Source organism: Paenibacillus sp. PastF-3 (genome assembly GCF_029893135.1).
Classification (GTDB): domain Bacteria; phylum Bacillota; class Bacilli; order Paenibacillales; family Paenibacillaceae; genus Paenibacillus_AQ; species Paenibacillus_AQ nitricinens.
Genome location: NZ_JARXWM010000003.1, coordinates 328535 through 346797, shown reverse-complemented (window position 1 = coordinate 346797; position 18263 = coordinate 328535). Strand labels below are relative to the sequence as shown.

Genomic DNA, 18263 nt, shown 5'->3' with positions numbered 1-18263 from the left:
CGATTACCGATATTAACACCTTCACGGATGCGGGCACCGATGCCCGCGGGCTCAGACCCGGAACCTTCGGGGCTGAATATGCTCGGATGATTAAGCTGGCGAACGGGGATTGGCTGGCGGTGGCCGCCATTTACGACAACAACGGCTACACCAAAGTCTCCTGGGGCGGCACCCGGCTACAGGTCTTCCGTAGTACAGACAACTGCCGCACCTGGTCGCTGATGTCCACTCTATGGGAGGACGGGCGTGACCTGGACAACGGGCAGTTTGTACAGTTGGCAAATGGCGACCTTCTGCTGGCGATGCGTTCTGTCCGCTGGCAGGAATCGTATAAGCTCAGAGTGTATAAGAGTGTGAATGGAGGCGCGAATTGGAGCTTCTTGAGTACAATCGACGAGAATAACGGCACCGCAGGTTCTCTTGGAAACCCGGATAAGGGTGTATATGAGCCGCATATGCAGCTACTAAATGACGGCTCGGTAGCTGTCATGTATGCGAGTGAGAAGCATGTAACTGAGAATCCTTCCTACAGCCAGATCCTCTCCGAGAAAATTTCCACCAATGGCGGAGCCAGCTGGGGGAATGAGATTTATGTAGCCTGGGACCCATCTAACGCCGGAGCGCGTCCAGGTATGCCGGTTTGGAGCAAGATGACAAACGGACAGTATATTGTCGCTTTTGAAGTCTGCGGAACGCAGAACTGCAAAATTTTCACTAAGAAAAGTACGGACGGCAAGACCTGGTCCAGCGGCATCGGCACCCAGGTATCGACCAATCAGCAGGGCGGGCCTTATCTCCTCTCCTTAACCGATGGCCGTCTGCTGCTCAGCTCCAACTCCAATGTGCTGTCTTTAAGCAACGATTACGGCAATACATGGGTGGATAACGATGTACCGGCATTCGGGAATTCGTGGTGGACTGCAATGTACCAGACGGGTGCAAATGAAATTGCGATGGTTGATTCTGTGGAGCGGAGTGTCGGCGGGCATAATGTCCAGGTCCGTTTCGGTACACTCAGCGGTGCGTACAGCAATGATTTTGCTGCGAATGACAGCGGATGGGTTCGTTATGGGGGAACGTGGGCTGTGAGCGGCGGAACCTACAACCTGAGCTCGGTCAATGCGGATAAATCGGTCCTTACCCCATACCCTTCCAAAATGAACTACACGTTGGAGGGCGACATCAGGCTGAATAATGCGGGCCAGGGCAGTCTGATCTTCAATCTGACCAATCCGGGCACTGGAGCTGATTTGCAGAAAGGCTACGCCGCAGGTATTGATTCCGCAGGCCAGGTCTGGCTGGGACGCTTCAACAACGGCTGGACACCGCTGCAGACGGTAGCAACACCTATTGCAGTAAACACCTGGCATCATATGAAGGTGGTTGTGAACAGCGGGAACATTAAGTTATACGTCGGAGATATGACCACGCCTAAGATCAACATGAACGATGCAGTATATACCTCTGGTACCATCGGGGTGCGGGGCGGCTTTAACAACAGCGTCAGCTTCGACAATATTACAGTGAACTAATCTGAAAATTTTGGAGCCCTTAAGGGCTTCTTTTTTTTGATAACGCAAGTCTATCTCTACACCGTACGATTCTCCACCTGCCATACGATCGTCTACCTTCTGGGGTTCCCCTCGTTATTAATATCTTTCGTTTGTTCACCAATGAGCGGCGGTTTGTCGGTTCAACACACGCGGTATTCCCTGTAGAGTAAGAGTCAAGAAAGCCCTTACATAAACGCAGAGGGGCTCTCGCATACAAACTTTTTTGACGAGAGGGTTGTTCAAATGAGGATGAATAAGAAGTTCACAAGTTTGCTGTCGGCCGGGCTGATGCTGGCCCTGATCCTGCCGGGATGCTCATCCGGAAACAAAGAGAACGGTGAGCAGGCCAAGGCGGTAAATGAACCGGCAAAAACAGAGAATGCAGGCGGCAGTCCGGTAGAGATATCTTTCTGGAACATGTTCGGCGGAGGGGAAGGGGATTTCGTAGACCAGATCATCAAGGGCTTCAATGACTCCCAGCAGGAAGTAACGGTCAAGCAGCTCCGTCTGGAATCCAACGAGTATTATGCGAAGCTAAGTACGGCACTGTCTTCCTCCAAAGGTCCTGATGTTGCCATTGCCCACGTGGATCGGATCTCCCCGTTCGTGAAAGCACAGCAGATTGTGTCTGTAGATGAGCTGGCTTCCAAGGTCGGCTTTGACCTGAAGGAGATCTCTGAATCCAATATTAAGAGTGTGACCTACGATGGTAAACCTTACGCTGTCCCGCTGGATACTCACTTCCATATGTTCTACTACAACAAGGATATTCTGCAGAAGGCCGATCTGCTGAACGAAGACGGCACCCCTAAGCTGGGCGAAATGACACCGGCGGGCTTCGAGCAGACGCTGGCGGATATTCAGGCCAAAGTGCCGGATGTTCAGGCGATGGCGATTAACACTCCTTATTTTCAAGAGCCGTTCCTGAATATGTACTATGAAGCCGGCGGTGATATCCTAAATTCGGATATGACCAAAGCAAGCATCAACAATCCGCAGGCACTGGATGTCCTCAAATTCTACCTGGACATCTATAACAACAAATACTCCGATCTTAATGATAAAACGCCTTGGGATACCTTCCATAACGGCAAAGCTGCCTTCTGGTTCGGAGGGGTATGGGAAGCGGGACTGTTACTAGGAGATGAGTCACTGCATATCGGCGCTATGCCGCTTCCTCCGATCTTCGGCAGCCAGACGCATTGGGCCAGCTCCCATACGCTTGTAATCCCGTCTTATGTAACTGCTGAGAAGCAGGAGGCCGCAGCCAAGTTCATGAAGTATTTCTCTGAAGTTGGTGGAGAGATCTGGGGACAGGCAGGACATGTGCCTGCGAATAGTAAAGTAACCACCGGCGATGCTTATAAGAGCCTGCCTTACCGCAGTGAATTCATCGAAGCGCAGAAGACCGTGAAATTTGCTCCGCCGACAGATAAATACACAACAATCATTACTACTATTTCCGAAGAACTGCAGAACATTATTTTCGGCAGCGAGACTCCCGAAGACGGGTTGGCAAAACTGGAGAAACAGATTAACGAAGTGCTGGAGAACTAACTCATTCTGCCGGAAAGGGGAGGTCCCTGCCCGTAAGGCGGGGGCTGCCTCCAGGCATAAGCGCCATTTTGATTGAAGGAGAGTATGACCGATGGAGCGGACTTTAAGAGAGAATAGGGCTGCTGCGCCTCTTCGCAGGGCAGAGCCTATACACCTACTGAAGGAACTGAAAGCCATTTTGTACCTGATTCCGTTCCTGGTACCATTTGCGGTGTTCTATCTGTGGCCGGTAATCCGCGGAGCCTGGATGAGCCTGCATGTTTGGGGCATTCAAGGGATGCAGAAGTACGCCGGTTTGGCTAACTATAAGAAAATTCTGGGCAATTCGGATTTCTATTCGTATTTGTGGAACTCTTTCTACTTTGTATTGCTATGCGCACCTACCGTACTCGTACTGGGACTCATACTGGCACTGATTATCAATCAGAGAATTTGGCTGCGGACCCTGATCCGCTCCGTGTTCTTCCTGCCGTATGTCCTGTCGGTCTCCGTGGTCAGCTTCATCTGGCTGAAACTGTTCGACGCGAAGAACGGTCCAGTGAACGCAGCTCTGGATGTACTGGGCATCCATGCAGATATCAACTGGCTCACCGATCACAGATTTGTGTGGTGGGCGATTACGATTGCGACAGACTGGTGGAGCGTGGGATTTGTGATGGTGCTGTTCCTTGCCGGACTGCAGGAAATCCCCACCGATCATTACGAAGCGGCGAAGATTGACGGCGCCAATGCCTGGCAGCGATTCTGGAGCATTACACTGCCGGGGCTGTCGAGCGTAATGAAGATCCAGATCTTTTATCAGATTATCAACTGCCTTAAGCTGTTCGGACAGGTGCAAATTATGACCGGCGGCGGGCCGGGAGATTCCACCAATACCATGATCCGGTATATTTACGTTACAGGGTTCAAGAAAGACATGTTCGGCCTGGCCGCAGCGCAGTCGATGATCTTCTGCTTCATCATGCTGTTGATCGCCGTGGTTCAATTTAAAATCACAGACCGGAAAGACGGATAGGAGGGAGATATTCATGAAAAAGCTCGCTTTAAATATCGCTGCTGTTCTGCTTGCGCTGCTGTTTATTTTCCCGCTAATCTGGATGTTCCTCACCTCCCTGAAGCCTGATGGTGTGAACGTATATACGCTGGCTGATTGGGTGAAATGGTCAGATCTGAATACCGATAACTATGTCAAAGTCATCCGGGACTCGCAAATTCTGCACTGGACATGGAACAGTCTGGTCATTGGTGTCCTCACGACCGTAATCTCCCTTCTGCTTAGCTCGCTGGCTGCATTCTCGTTCTCCAAGCTGCCATTCCGGACACGGGGAATATTCTATGTGCTGATCGTTTCAGGTCTGCTGATTCCGACGGAAGCAATACTCATTCCGCTTTATGAAACTGCGCTGCATCTGCAGCTGATTGATAACATCTGGGCGATTGTCCTGCCTGGACTGACCAACCCTATCGGCATTCTGCTGCTGAAGCAATTCATGGACGGGGTACCCAAGGATTACATTGAAGCCGCGCAAATCGACGGTAGCCGCAGCTTCCGGTTATGGTGGAGCATCTGTCTGCCGCTTACACGCTCAGCCATGGTTTCTGTGGGAATCTTCTTCTTTATCCTCTCCTGGAATAATTTCCTGTGGCCTTATCTGGCCATTACTTCTGAGGAAAATATGATTCTTTCGGCAGGGCTGCCCACCTTTTTGTCGAATAATAACATGTCGCTCAATCTGATTATGACGGCAAGTACAATCGCGGCGGTTCCGACAATCATTGTCTTTATTCTGCTGCAGCGGCATATTGTCCAGGGCGTGGCGATGTCCGGCGTCAAGGGTTAATCTTTAAGATTTCCAGTCTCAAGACTCTACAACGAGAAAGGATATAGGGCATGCTTAAATCTCCAGAGAGTACTGCCAGGCCCTTGCGCTTCCGCTTGATATCCTGGATCAAAATAATGAAGAGCAGCATGCGCTATAAGTGGATGCTGCTTCTCGTTCTCTTCTCCTTGACACCGCTGGTGGTCATGGGGATTATTTCATTTTCGATCTCCAAATCAACGATTAATCACAAAGTAACGGAGTATTCCGAGCATCTGCTGTATCAAACCGCCGACAATCTGGATACGCGGCTGGGTGTCTACAAGGACATGATGATGCAGGTGCTGAACAACAACGAGATTGTGGGTATGCTGCGGACTCTTGATCGGACAGACGCGGCCAGCTATGATGTGGATAGTCTGTCGCTGACGACAAAGCTGTCCACGATTGTAGCGATTAATCAGGATGTGCAGTCCATTTCTTTTGTATCCGGGAAACATTATATCAAGGGAATCTACCGCTGGAACAAGCGAATCCCTGCCGAGGTGGAGCCGTTCCTGCAGACCCTTGAGGGCGGCAGTAATTTCCGCTGGTATCCGACCCGTTACGGGACCTATGTGGACAGTTTGAATTCCCAGAGTACACACGTCTTCTCGGTAGCCAAGCAATTGTATAAAATATCCGATGACAGCCCACTGGGAATTGTTGCTGTCCTGGATATTCGTGAAGATGTCATAAAGGAGCTGATCTCGAAGGCGGTGAGCAACAACCGGGATCTGCAAAGCTTTGTAATGGACGGGCGCGGTATGCTGGTCTCGTATCCGGACAGCCGGCTGATCGGCAAAAGTGTGACTGAGGTGCTGGGTCAGGCGGGTTACGAGAGGCTCATTCATTCTGGACCGGAGGAAACGAGATTCCCGCTCACTTACAACGGCGACAGCCTGATCGTGAATGCCAAGAAGCTTCACACCAATGATTGGGTGGTTGTGAATGTCATTTCTAAGGCTGCGCTGTACCAGGATTCGAACCGTCTGCTGCAGATCTTTATCTTCGTCGGGCTGCTTTGTATATTTTTCTCGGTTATTGCCGCGCTTGTGCTGGCGAATTCCATCACCAATCCGATTCTGAAGATGATCCGTTTGATGCGGCAGGTGATGTCCGGCGAACTCAGCGTCCGCTACAAAGCCAAAAGCCGGCATGACGAATTCGATATCCTTGGTGATAATTTCAACTATATGGTTGCGCGGATAGATGAACTATTGAAAGCGGTATATCTAGAGCAGGACCAGAAACGGATGGCCGAGCTCAAGGCACTGCAGGCGCAGATTAACCCGCATTTTCTCTACAACACGCTGGATATTATTAAATGGACGGCCCTGATTCAGAAAGCCAACAACGCGGCAGAGATGGTCAGCTTATTGTCACGGCTGCTGCGGATCAGTCTGGGCAAGGGTGAAGAAACCGTTACGCTGGAAGAGGAAATTGAGCATGTGCAGTGTTATCTGGGCATTCAGAGATTCCGCTTCAATTTCAATATTGAGACATTCGTTGAAATGGACGATGAAGTCCGCCACCTGCGGACGCCCAAGCTGATCTTGCAGCCGATTGTCGAGAACGCGATTATCCATGCTTTTGGGGATATGGGGTCCGGCGGCAGCATCCGCATATCCTGCCGCAAAGCGCCGGGAAACCTTGTATGGTTCGAGGTGGCAGATAACGGTAAGGGGATGGACCCCGCATTTGCCCGGAGTCTGCTGACCGAGCAAGCGCCGGATGAGGATAAATCGGGAGGCATAGGATTGGCGAATGTGGATGAACGAATTAAGCTCATTTGCGGAAAAATGTACGGTATCGAGATCCACAGTGAGCCCGGCACAGGAACGTCAATACGGATCAAGCTGCCTTTGATGACAAACGACATAAGGGGGAATCGCTGAGATGCACCGGGTCATTATCGTAGAAGATGAATTTATCGTGAGATATGGTATCCGGTCGATGATTAATTGGGAGACCATTGGGATGGAGGTCACCGGTGAAGCGTCGAATGGCCGGGAAGCGCTGGCGTTGATGGCAACCGGACTGCCTGATATCCTGATTACCGATATTAAAATGCCGGTGATGGACGGCATTGAGCTGATAGCTGAGGTGCGGAGGCTCTCAGCGGATATTAAGATCATCATCCTCAGCAACCTCGAAGATTTCCAGTATGCGAAGGAAGCAATTAAACACAGTGTATCCGAATATATGATTAAATCGGATATGATGCCCCGTGACTTTGAGCTAGTATTGCTTAAGCTGAAGGAAAGTCTGGAGGCAGTGCAGAAGAACACGGCAGTCCATTCTCAGGGTGTTCACCCGGAGCCGGTACATAAGGAAAGTTTCCTGATGGATCTGATTGATCGGGGGCCGGTTCAGGGTCAGATAGACAGACATAAACTCACGCAGGCGGGACTCGCTGATTCACGGCCGCTGTATTTGCTACATATCAGCCTGAGCAGCGGCGTTGAGCCAAGGTATGGGCAAGGACAGACCGTGGTCCGCAGTATGCTGGAGCAGATTTGGAATGAAAATACCCTCGGCTACGAAATTTTCCCTGACAGGCAGGGTGAACTCAATATTATAGTTACCACAGACCTCACGGCAAAGCCTGCAGTTGCTGATCGGATAGACCTCTTGCGCAGCCGCAGTGAAGAGCTTATTCAATGCTTATCCAGACGATGCGGCTGGACGGCGACTATAGGTATTAGTGGCGTAACCAGGCAGTGGACAGAGGTGAAGATTGCCTATGCTCAGGCCGTGGATGCAGCCAAGCAAAAGCTGTTTATGGGAAACGGGCGTGTCCTGATTCACGGGAGCGATGAGCTGCTGGCGCAGGTGGCGCCGCCTCATGCGCTCCAGATCAGCAGCCACCAGATTCAATCCATGGTGTACGCTTTCCAGTCCAGAGAGCTGACGGAATATCTGGAGCAGCTGTTCGGACAGCTTGCCGTGCGCAGGGATGCAGATCTTGTGCAGATTATTTCACTTGAGTTGCTGATGATATTAACGACCCTATGGCCCGATGTATCCAGGGATGCTGAGCAGGTTCTGGAGCTCAAGAAGCAGTATTTTGACGAGCTGGCGATGCTGGAAACGCTTGAACAGAGCCGGTTATGGTTCGTGCAGGCGTTCGAAGCGCTGGTACAGCATATGAAAGATATGTATCATAGCGACCGGAACAGCATTATTAAGGCAACCCAGTATATCCAGCAGTATTACTATCAGGAAATCACGCTGCAGTCGATCAGCCGGCTTGTACATCTGAGCAAGAACTATTTCGCCAATCTGTTCAGGAAGGAGGTAGGGGAGAGCTTTCTGGAGTACCTGACCCGGATTCGGATTGAGAAAGCCAAGAACTTGCTTACTGGAGAACTGAAGGCAGGGGATGTTGGAACCTTAGTCGGGATTCAGGACCCAAAATATTTCTCCAAAGTGTTCAAAAAAATCACTGGCGTGTCCCCGTCGGAATATCGTGGGCTGGTTCGGAAGATCAGCAAATGAACTTCGTGGAAGCTTCTGTAAACGCTTACGTATATTAGCCGAATTGGATTTAAACTAAAGGGGGTGAGTGAGATGAAAAATATGGGTCGGATGGTACCGGTTCTGCTACTGTGTCTGATCCTGCTGCCGGGCTGTGCGGATCTCTCTCCCGGGAATCAAAGCCTGCGGGAAAGTCCGGTACCTGTTGAAGTGTCCTTCTGGAATCCTTTTGGAGGCGGAGAAGGTGAATTCGTAGAGAAAATCATCAAGGATTATAATTCTTCCCAGGAAGAAGTATTTGTGAAGCAGCTCAGACTGGAATCTAACGAATATTATGCCAGGCTCAGCACTGCTCTGTCCTTCGGCAAAGGGCCGGATGTAGCCGTAGTCCATGCGGACCGGTTGTCGCCGTTTATTAAAGCCAAGCAAATCGTACCACTGAATGCTCTGGCGGAACAGGGCAGGTTCCAATTCAATAAAATCGGTGAACAGAACCTTCAGAGCGTCAGTTACGGCGGACAATATTATGCGGTACCGCTGGATACCCATTTTCATATGCTCTATTACAACAAGGATATACTGGCCAAGGCCGGATTGCTAACTCCCGAAGGAACGCCGAAGCTCGAAATGAACACCCCCGAAGGGTTCATCCGCTTGCTGCGGCAGATTGCTGCGCGGGTTCCGGGAGTACAGCCTATGGCGGTCAATACCCCTTATTTTCAGGAATCTTTCCTGGATCTGTATTATGAGTCAGGCGGGGAGCTGTTCAGTCCCGACATGAAACAAGCGGTGATTTATAATGAGAAGTCGGTGCGAGTCCTGACCTTCTACCAACAGCTGTTCGAAGAGGGATTAAGCGATCTGAATGACAATACGCCATGGGATTCCTTTTATAACGGCCAGGCTGGTTTGTGGTTTGGCGGGGTATGGGAAGCCGGGCATCATCTGAGCAATAATGCGCTTGACATAGGAATTATACCTATCCCGCCGATCTTCGGCAGCTCAGCCCACTGGGGAAGCTCACATACACTGGTTATTCCGGCTTACGTCAGCGAAGAAGAGCAGGAAGGCGCCATGGACTTCGTGAAGTACTTCTCGGAGGTTGGCGGTAAAATCTGGGGGGAAGCAGGTCATGTTCCGGCGAATCTTGATATCGCAGAGAGCCGGGCTTACCGGGAGCTGCCTTATCGGGATCGGTTTATTCAATCTAGGGATCAGGTGAAGTTTGCCCCCAAAACCGATAAATACGCGACGCTGTTCACGGCAATGTCTGAGGAGCTTCAGAATATTGTCCGGAACCGGATCGAGCCGGAAGCAGGACTGAAAGTGCTGGAGAAGAGTCTGAATCAAATTTTGGCGAATTAATAGTTGGTGAATGGCTCCGTGCCTTCTTAGTCTCGATTCAGTATCTTTAGGTTTCCATTCTTTTATCTGTTTTTTCAGTATATGGTATATTGAATTAAATGAAAAAATAACTAAAGGAAGGTTCTCGAATAATGAATTCAGATATTAACAATTTGGTTATCGTAACAGAAAAATTAGAGCAATTCGGCATTAACTATTCCTTGGGTGGGAGTGGTTTATTACTAAGTTTGGGTCTAATCAATTCCGTTCATGACTGGGATATTATGACTGACGCACCTAAAGAAACTGTCATAGATGCTCTACGAAACTTCAAAGTTGAGGAACTAAAGAGTGGGGATTATCCTTTCGGAAGTGAGTATAAACTATTAATTCACAAAAGAAACCCTCCGGTTGAAATATTAGGAAACTTCTCGATTCATTCTACTAAAGGGCTTTGTAAAATGCCAACAGTTCCGACTTTGAGTTGGAATAGTGTTCAAGTGTCTGCTCCTGAAGTATGGTTTGTTGCCTATGCTCTAATGAATCGTACGGATAAGGCAAACCTGCTATTCTCATTTTTGAAGAACAACGGAGCAAGGAATGAAATACTTAACAAACTAATGAAAGAGCCACTACCTGATGAATTATTGCACAACTTAAAGTCTCTTTTACATTAAGCGTAATGAAGGATTCCAATATGGAAAAAACTATTTCTCGAAGTGAATTTACTCATATTTATATTGAGCCAAACTTTTTAAGATCTTCAATAATCACCTATGAAAATACTCTTTTTCAGTGCTTGTCAATTCTCAAGTTCTGGAGAAGAGTTTTTTAACATGTAATATTTCATGAATCATCGTATATCGAATGGGACGTACAGTGGTGTGAGAGATTGGAGATCATTGTCGAATAACATCTTAATTTGTTGTATTATTGATTGAGCTAGTTTTCAAGATTCAAGGAGGGTTATAGTTTGCTTACACTGAGAAGAGCCGAGCCGCGTCAAAGTAAAAAGCTCAGTCTCACATCGCTGCTTACGGGCTTGGTTACGCTGGTGGTTCTACTAACCTCAAGCATTCTTCTGATCGGTTCTTACGAGTCCAAGAAACAATCATTGATGGAGACTACGCTCCATTTGAATTACTACAATGCTGACCGAATGACCAAGACAATGGATTCCTTATTTCAGTCCATGCGCAGCAGTTTGGAATACAGCGTTGCCACACTTTCCGAAGACGGTGGCTCAACGCCGAAGCAAGTAGATGATAATTTGGAACTGATGCGCAATAGTAGCAATTACTTCAATTCTATCGCCGTGGTCGATGCCGACGGGCTGGTCCGCAACGTAGTACCGACTAGTTTGGGGACAACAGGCGACCATATTACTTCTAAAGTCGGTTTGGAAGCTCTGGCGTTCAAAAAACCTTACATATCCTCCCCCTATATGACCCAAACCACCAAGAGACTAATCGTTTTTATGAGTCAGCCGATTTTCAGCAACAAGGGTACATATCGCGGTATTTTGAGCGGCACATTTTATTTGCAGGAGAACAATATTTTGTCTATGATTTTTGGCGACAACAACGTGGACGATTCTGGTTCTTATTATTATATTGTGGATGCAAGCGGGCATCTGTTGTACCACCCGGATAAACAGCTTATTGGGAAGGATGTCAGCAGTAATAAGGTTGTGCAGAAACTTATGAAAGGGGAAAGCGGAGAACAGCAAGCGCGCAACACCCGCAGCATTGAAATGCTTGCCGGATACTCCAGTGTTCCGGCCAAAGGATGGGGGATTGTAGTCGTTTCGCCGATTAGTGTCATCCATCATCAACTGATGGGCCACCTTCGGACAATTCTCGGGTATTCGTTATTTCCCTTCATTATACTCCTGATGGGCGTCATTCTCGTAGCGCGCAAGTTGGCCCGGCCTTTTGTCTACCTGGCAAACCTGGTTAGCAGGATGGGCAAGGAAAAAATTGTATTACCAGAAGCAAAGCCGCAATGGAGCCGAGAGGCAGATCTGCTGACCAAGGCTGTGTTGCTTGCCGTGACGGATATTCAGAAGCAGACGGATCAACTGACCCAAGAAGCAGTGACCGATGCTCTGACCGGTTTATTGAACCGTAGATCGTTAGAGTATACGATGAACCAGTGGATTGCCGCAGGTCAACCGTTTTCGCTCATTGTGCTGGATGTAGACAAATTTAAACTGGTGAACGATACCTACGGCCATCTCATTGGCGACGAAGTGCTGAAACATGTAGCCAAAGTTATCGTTGCCTCGTTTCGCCCAGACGATGTTTGCTACCGCTACGGCGGCGAAGAGTTCGTCATCTTACTGGCCCACACTAGACCTGAGGAAGCTTTCAACGTAGCTGAAAGAGTCCGGCGGGCACTGGAACAAAGCGGGGGTCCAATCCCGACACAGGTTACGATCTCCCAGGGAATCGCCCATTATCCTTTTCATGCATTGGAGCGAGAGGGGCTGCTGGAGAAGGCCGATCAGGCGTTATACCTGGCAAAGAGCAGGGGAAGAAACCAGACGATGGTCGCTGATGTTTGAAATAATTACTTGGCATCACAGTGAAAACCTTGAGAAATCAAGTTTTTTTGTTTTATATGGAGCATGTAGAAGTTGAAATCCTGTAAAAAAATATTACTCTCAAGTATAGATTGAGGAGAAATTGACGAGATACAATAATAAAAGCTATAATTTCTTTAATGCGCAAAAAATTTCCTGAAGATAGGAGGGAGAGCAAATTAAACTAAAAGAAATTGCGAAAAAGGCAAACGTGTCAATTAGCACGGTGTCCAGGATCATGAACAATCAGGGGAATTTCAGCGAAGAGACACGCAGGAAAGTACTGGAAATTGTTAATGAACACCTAAAACCAGGTGTCGCTCCCTCCAAACTGGCAAACATATCTTATAATATAGTCGTCATCGTTCCAGGGAATAATGACTTCTTCGACAATGATCCGTCTACCTCTGCCGACTTAAATCATTTAAAGGAAGAATTTGAGGATTATGGTCATCAGATTCATATTGTGAAGCATAATACGGACTTGCAGTCCTCGCCAGCGTATAAGTTGTTAAGTGAGGAAAAAGTGGATGCAGCCATCATTTTTGATCCATTTGTTAATGACAAGGTGTTTGAAGAGTTTGAGAAACTCGGCATTCCGTATTTGCTTACGAATGGAAGAACCTATAAGATCGGTCATAACTATATTGACTATGATAACCGTAAAGGCGCTTATAATGTGATTCGATATCTGCATGAATTGGGGCATCAGAAAATTGGAATCATTGCCGGGCCTAAGCAACATCTGGTGAATTTAAACCGGCTGGACGGATGCAAAGATGCATTTCGCGATTTTAAAATGCCATGGTCCGACACTAATGTCCTAATGGGTGCATTTGATCCTGCACATGGATATGAGGCGGTGAAGCAATTGATGAGTGAGGATCCGTCCATAACCGCAATATTTACGTTTAACGACATCATTGCTTTTGGTGCGATGAAAGGATTGGCTGAGATGAACATCCGTATTCCAAAGGATGTCTCGTTAGTTGGTTTTGATGATTTAAAGCTATCGGAGTTTATGGTTCCGCCATTAACTACTGTCCGACGGTTTAGATATGATATTAGCTCTATCATTGTAAAAGTGCTGACCGAGCTGATTATGAACAAGAATATAGCGGAAGTCCAAATCAGCCTGAAGACAGAACTAATTGAGCGGGAATCATGCGCAAAAGTGGCAAATAAGGGGTAGAGGCAGGCACTCTACGCTCGATCTGAACTAGCCGTTCTTCAAATGACTACAATTTGAGGACGGTTATTTGGCGTGTCTAGAGCACACGAAAGTTGCGAAGTTGTTGCGCAAAAATTTGCCTTAAATTTTTATCCGAACGGAGGGGAATAAAGTTGGGGACGTGAAAGAAGACCGGCCTGCAGTTCTGCGAGCCGGTCTTCATAATATTACTTACTAGGATGTTTGAACATGTTGTGTGCCATTTGGAGAGGTTGTTGTAAGAGATTGGCGGAAGAGCTTCATGTCTATAACGGCGCCCTCCCTTCGTCTCGATTCCTCAGCGGCGAAGGCCATGAGATGACTTTCCAGAGAGGCTTCCGCAGAAGTCAAGGTATTCATATATCTTTCATTTCGGAGGTCGGACAGGAATTGTTGCATGATCCCATCGTCGCCTCCTTGATGACCACCGTCACTGGTTGGGGTATGAATGATAGACTGTGTCCCTGATGAAAATTCGAATAGATCGATACAGCCGCTTAGTAAATCACCGCGAATTTCCCCTTTGGTCCCCATGATTTGAATGGTGCGATTTATATCGCGCGTAAACCCGCACATGCTGAAAATCACGGTAACTCCATTCTCGAATTCCATATTTACCGTTTGATGATCCACTACATTATTATCCGTCCGATAGACACATTTTCCATAGGGACCATTCAATATCGCGTTCATTCTATTCGTTTCGGTAGGCGGATCTGTTATGAGTGCTGCAAAGTGATTTAATGTAGGGTCTTTCATATAAAAGCGTAATGCTGAATAAGGACAAGTGGATTCCACCTCGCACCCATCCGTACATCGGTTGGTTGATCCAGCAGGCGCATTTTCGACACGAAAGTGGCCTAAAGAGCCAAAGGAACTAACCCTCTTGCAATCTGCATCGGCAATCCAACGGATTAGATCCATGTCGTGACAAGACTTGGCCAATATCATTGGACTCGAGAGTACATCATTCCTCCAATTGCCTCTTACAAAGCTATGGGCGTAATGGAGGTACCCCACGTTTTCGTTATGTTGAATGGACATTAGGTTTCCGATGAAACCTTCATGAATGAGTTGCTTTATCTTTTTCCAAAAAGGGATATACCTCGAGACATGACAGATTGAAAGCAACCGCCTTTCTTCACGTGCGATCCTCTCCATTTCAATGCACTCAATCGGGTTGTTGGACATAGGTTTTTCCAGAAGAACATGATATCCCTTCCTGAGAGCGGCAACTGTGGGCAGGTAATGATTCTGATCCTGTGTGCAGATAAGGAGCGCATCACAAAGCTTAGGCCCGTTCAATAGATCTTCCCATGTTGAATAAATTTGCTCCGGGGTTAGGTTGAATGCTTCCGCAAATCGCGTTCTTCTCTCGTCGTTTGGTTCGGCAACTGCGACTACCTCCGCCTCGTGGGGAAACCTCTGGACATAAGGCATGTAGGATAAAAAACCTCTTGCTCCTGCCCCTATTACAGCTAATTTGATTTTTTTCATAGAATTATCTCCTGAATGTAAGTATTTAGATTTTTCGATACCATGGCAATCGGGAAAGCGGGGCATTCACTTCGACCTGAGCCGGGCCTTCAACGATGCTTCCGTCATCACCCAGCCATTGGCCATCCGGGAATTGTATCCTTCGAGCTGTTTGACCTTTATTCATAACTGGGGCTACCAGAATGGTCTCGCCAACCATGAATTGATCTTGAACCTTATGGAAGCCTTGATGCGGAAAGACGAATTCCAGACTACGCAGGATTGGAAGCCCATCCTCTGCAGCTTGGCTGGCAAGTCCGGATAGCAGAGGCCCTAACTCTGATCGTATCCGTACGGCGTCCATACACCAGGACAATTCAGCACCATTCAAAACCCGCCAGGGCGCCATTGAAAACTGCATCACGGGAAATAAAGCGGAGCATTGAACAAAACGGATAAAAAGTTCAGCATCAAAACGGAAATCGGGTGAATTAATGTCCCCATCCATTCCTCCGCCTACCATATCAGGGCAGTTATAGGCATATCCCATCAGGCCCTGGGCAATAGCATTAGGGATAAGTCCTCTCAGCCCAGTCGTAGCATTCCATGTGTGCGTTTTATCACGTTGCCGCTGAATGAGTGCCTGTCCCCCGAGTTTCCAGCACATGCGCAGTTCACTAAGCGCGTATCCGATTCCTAATCTGGCATATGACTCACAATCTTCCATTGGGCGAACAGGATGTGACCAAGCGACCTCTTTTGTAATGTCATCCATTAGGTCAGGTAATAGAGGTTCTCCTGCATCGAGCTTGAATCCGTCAACTCCATAATCTTCAATCAGCCTGTCTAACTGCTGCCTGAACCATGCCGGGCCTTCTGTGCTTGTATAGTCAACGATTGCGCTGTACCCGTTCCACCATCTCCTCAGGACAGGGGCACCATCAGCATGCTTCATCAAGATGCCGAGTTCCAGTAATTGACGGAATTTAATACTATCGGGGCTTACATACGGGCACACCCAAAGCATGATCTTAAACCCTAATTCATGTAAGGATTTGATCATTCTAGCAGGATCGGGGAATCGGTGTTTATCAAAGTCCCATGTTCCATAGTCTTGCATCCAATTATCGTCAATGATTAACACACCAGGGGGCATGCCATTTTGAATAATGGATTTTGCGTAATTGAGGAGCTTTTCCTGTGTCGGTTCGTAAAACATTTCCACCCAGGTACAATATTGCGGTGCCGTGAAGGCTAGTTTGTCAGGTGTAACGCCGGAAGGGGGAAAATGGTTTTTAGATGCATGCTGGTACGCACCTTGAAGGGTTTCGTGTCCATCTTCAAGGCATAGCTTCTGTTTGTGATCGATGGTAAGACTGCTCTCATTAAACGAAAAGGCAAACGGCTCTTCGCACCAAATATACCTTCCAAGATTAGAAATTAATAAGGGAGAAGCTTGATTATCATCCGTCAAACGTAAGTCACGTGTATGTGGCCGGTCGCCAAATGGCATTAAATGCCCTTCGTTTATAACACCTCCCCACCAGAACTCTCCGGTTTTTTGAGGTAATACAGTAATTGTCATCGCAGACACTCCAATCTAAGTTATGAAATAATTTGCGCAATTATTTACTAACATTATGGATTAATCTATATTTCAATGCAAACCTTTTTTATCTTAATATTTAGGCATCAAATCTTTAAAATGAGGCATTTAAAGGGGAGGTAAGATTGAATTAAAATCAATATGTAGGGAGGCAAAGTGATTCGTAGTGAGAATTTACGCAAATATTTGCCTAAATAACTAATTAGGGGGATGTCATTATGAAGAAAAGAAACAAGTTTTCATTTCTGTTTCTAACTGTCTTAACTGTTTTTGCTCTGGTCACAGCTGCCTGCAGCAGCAATACTAACAATACAGCAGATAATAGTCCGAAAAGCAATGCTGGTAATGCTGAGAAAGCGACTGATAAGCCTCAAAAAAACGTAACGCTTACCTATTCCATATGGGATAAAATTCAGCAACCGGCAATGGAAGCCATTGCAAAGGAGTTTACGGCAGAAAATCCAAATATCAAGATCAAGGTCGAAGTTATTCCGTGGGGTGATTATTGGACAAAGATGTCCGCTGCCGCTCCTGCCGGTACACTGCCTGATGTTTTCTGGATGCATGGTGGTCAATTTGTCAAATATGCAACAGGTAAATTCATTGAACCGATCACAAGCAAGATACAGGCTGGAGAAATTGATCTAAATAATTATGCGGCAGACCTTGCTTCCATATATACACTGAATGGTGAAAATTACGGCATACCGAAGGATTTTGATACGATCGGTTTGGCGTACAACAAAGAGCTCTTCGACCAAGCTAAGATTCCCTATCCAGACGATACTTGGGATTATGCCAAGCTTGCCGAGGTTGCCAAGCAATTAAGTCAGCCTGATAAAGGCATCTATGGCTTTGGGGCGAAAATGGACACTCAGACCGGGTATTGGAACGATATGTTGGCTAATGGCGGGAGTATTTTATCGGCTGATATGAGTAAGTCAGGCTACGATGATCCGGCTTCCATTGAAGCTTTACAGGCCCGTTATCAAATGACTCTCGACGGCGCTTCTCCAACTCATCAGCAAATGACAGATACGGAAGCCACCGAAATGTTCAAGTCCGGCAGATTAGCGATGATTTTCGACGGATCCTGGCGGATCAGCGACATTGACAGCAGCGAAATTATTAAGGGCAAATGGGATTGGGCTAAATTGCCAAAGGGTAAAGTGAAACGAGCTAATATCATTAATGGTCTGGGCAATGTCATGTCCGCAAGTGGTAAAAACAAAGATGAGGCTTGGTTATTCCTCAAGTTCCTTGGATCTGAAAGAGCAGCGCAAATTACGGCGGAAATGGGTGCGGCTATACCGGCATTCAATGGCACTCAGGATGCGTGGCTAACTTCGAGACCTCACTTGAATCTGAAAATATTCACGGAACAGGTGGCTGATGCGACTCCGTATCCGAGCGGTTCGTTAGCTTACCCGGTATGGTTCGCGAAAGAGCCTGAGATTATGTCGCAAGCGTGGGGCGGAGCAATTTCGGTTGAGGAAGCTGCGAAGAAGGTCGCTGAGATGATGAATCAAGCGATAGAAGAAACGAAATAAGCCATTTATTTAAAATAAAGTGATTCAGGGGACGTTCTTGGAGA

The 18263-nt window shown here is 47.5% G+C and carries 13 protein-coding genes; 11 read left to right on the top strand and 2 right to left on the bottom strand.

Features of this window, described 5'->3' with window-relative positions; translation table 11 throughout:
• Positions 1-221 precede the first annotated feature (221 nt).
• The 10 genes from M2444_RS08665 to M2444_RS08620 all read left to right on the top strand — a co-directional run bounded on the left by M2444_RS08665 (position 222) and on the right by M2444_RS08620 (position 13569).
• Positions 222-1532, top strand: coding sequence for a 3-keto-alpha-glucoside-1,2-lyase-like domain-containing protein (locus M2444_RS08665; protein ID WP_280786740.1), 1311 nt, complete (start codon positions 222-224; stop codon positions 1530-1532).
• Positions 1533-1796: 264 nt separating this feature from the next.
• Entirely contained in the window at positions 1797-3110 is a 1314-nt protein-coding gene (locus M2444_RS08660) for an ABC transporter substrate-binding protein (protein WP_280786739.1), read from the top strand.
• A 91-nt stretch (positions 3111-3201) separates the two neighbouring features.
• Positions 3202-4125, top strand: a complete 924-nt coding sequence (locus M2444_RS08655) for a carbohydrate ABC transporter permease (RefSeq protein WP_280786738.1) — start codon at positions 3202-3204, stop codon at positions 4123-4125.
• 13 nt (positions 4126-4138) lie between these two features.
• Entirely contained in the window at positions 4139-4951 is an 813-nt protein-coding gene (locus tag M2444_RS08650) for a carbohydrate ABC transporter permease (RefSeq protein ID WP_094877402.1), read from the top strand.
• Between the two features lie 116 nt (positions 4952-5067).
• Complete coding sequence (locus tag M2444_RS08645; RefSeq protein WP_280786737.1) at positions 5068-6867, top strand: sensor histidine kinase; 1800 nt, start codon at positions 5068-5070, stop codon at positions 6865-6867.
• Position 6868: 1 nt separating this feature from the next.
• Positions 6869-8470 (top strand): response regulator, encoded by a 1602-nt coding sequence (locus tag M2444_RS08640; RefSeq protein ID WP_280786736.1) that lies wholly within the window; start codon positions 6869-6871, stop codon positions 8468-8470.
• A gap of 72 nt (positions 8471-8542) precedes the next feature.
• A complete protein-coding gene (locus M2444_RS08635; RefSeq protein ID WP_280786735.1) occupies positions 8543-9814 on the top strand; it encodes an extracellular solute-binding protein in 1272 nt (423 codons plus the stop codon).
• Positions 9815-9945: 131 nt separating this feature from the next.
• On the top strand, positions 9946-10470 hold the full coding sequence (locus M2444_RS08630; protein WP_280786734.1) for a hypothetical protein: 525 nt from the start codon (positions 9946-9948) through the stop codon (positions 10468-10470).
• Positions 10471-10766: 296 nt separating this feature from the next.
• Positions 10767-12359 carry a sensor domain-containing diguanylate cyclase gene (locus M2444_RS08625; protein WP_280786733.1) on the top strand — a complete coding sequence of 531 codons (1593 nt, stop codon included), beginning with the start codon at positions 10767-10769 and terminating at the stop codon, positions 12357-12359.
• A gap of 196 nt (positions 12360-12555) precedes the next feature.
• Positions 12556-13569, top strand: coding sequence for a LacI family DNA-binding transcriptional regulator (locus M2444_RS08620; RefSeq protein ID WP_280786817.1), 1014 nt, complete (start codon positions 12556-12558; stop codon positions 13567-13569).
• Positions 13570-13782: 213 nt separating this feature from the next.
• Here the strand turns inward: M2444_RS08620 and M2444_RS08615 are convergent, their stop codons facing one another.
• Positions 13783-15084, bottom strand: a complete 1302-nt coding sequence (locus tag M2444_RS08615; RefSeq protein WP_280786732.1) for a Gfo/Idh/MocA family protein — start codon at positions 15082-15084, stop codon at positions 13783-13785.
• A gap of 25 nt (positions 15085-15109) precedes the next feature.
• Positions 15110-16648: a glycoside hydrolase family 31 protein gene (locus tag M2444_RS08610; RefSeq protein ID WP_280786731.1), complete on the bottom strand. Its 1539-nt coding sequence runs from the start codon at positions 16646-16648 to the stop codon at positions 15110-15112.
• A 239-nt stretch (positions 16649-16887) separates the two neighbouring features.
• Here M2444_RS08610 and M2444_RS08605 point away from each other — a divergent pair, with 239 nt between their 5' ends.
• Entirely contained in the window at positions 16888-18219 is a 1332-nt protein-coding gene (locus tag M2444_RS08605; RefSeq protein ID WP_280786730.1) for an ABC transporter substrate-binding protein, read from the top strand.
• Positions 18220-18263 lie beyond the last annotated feature (44 nt).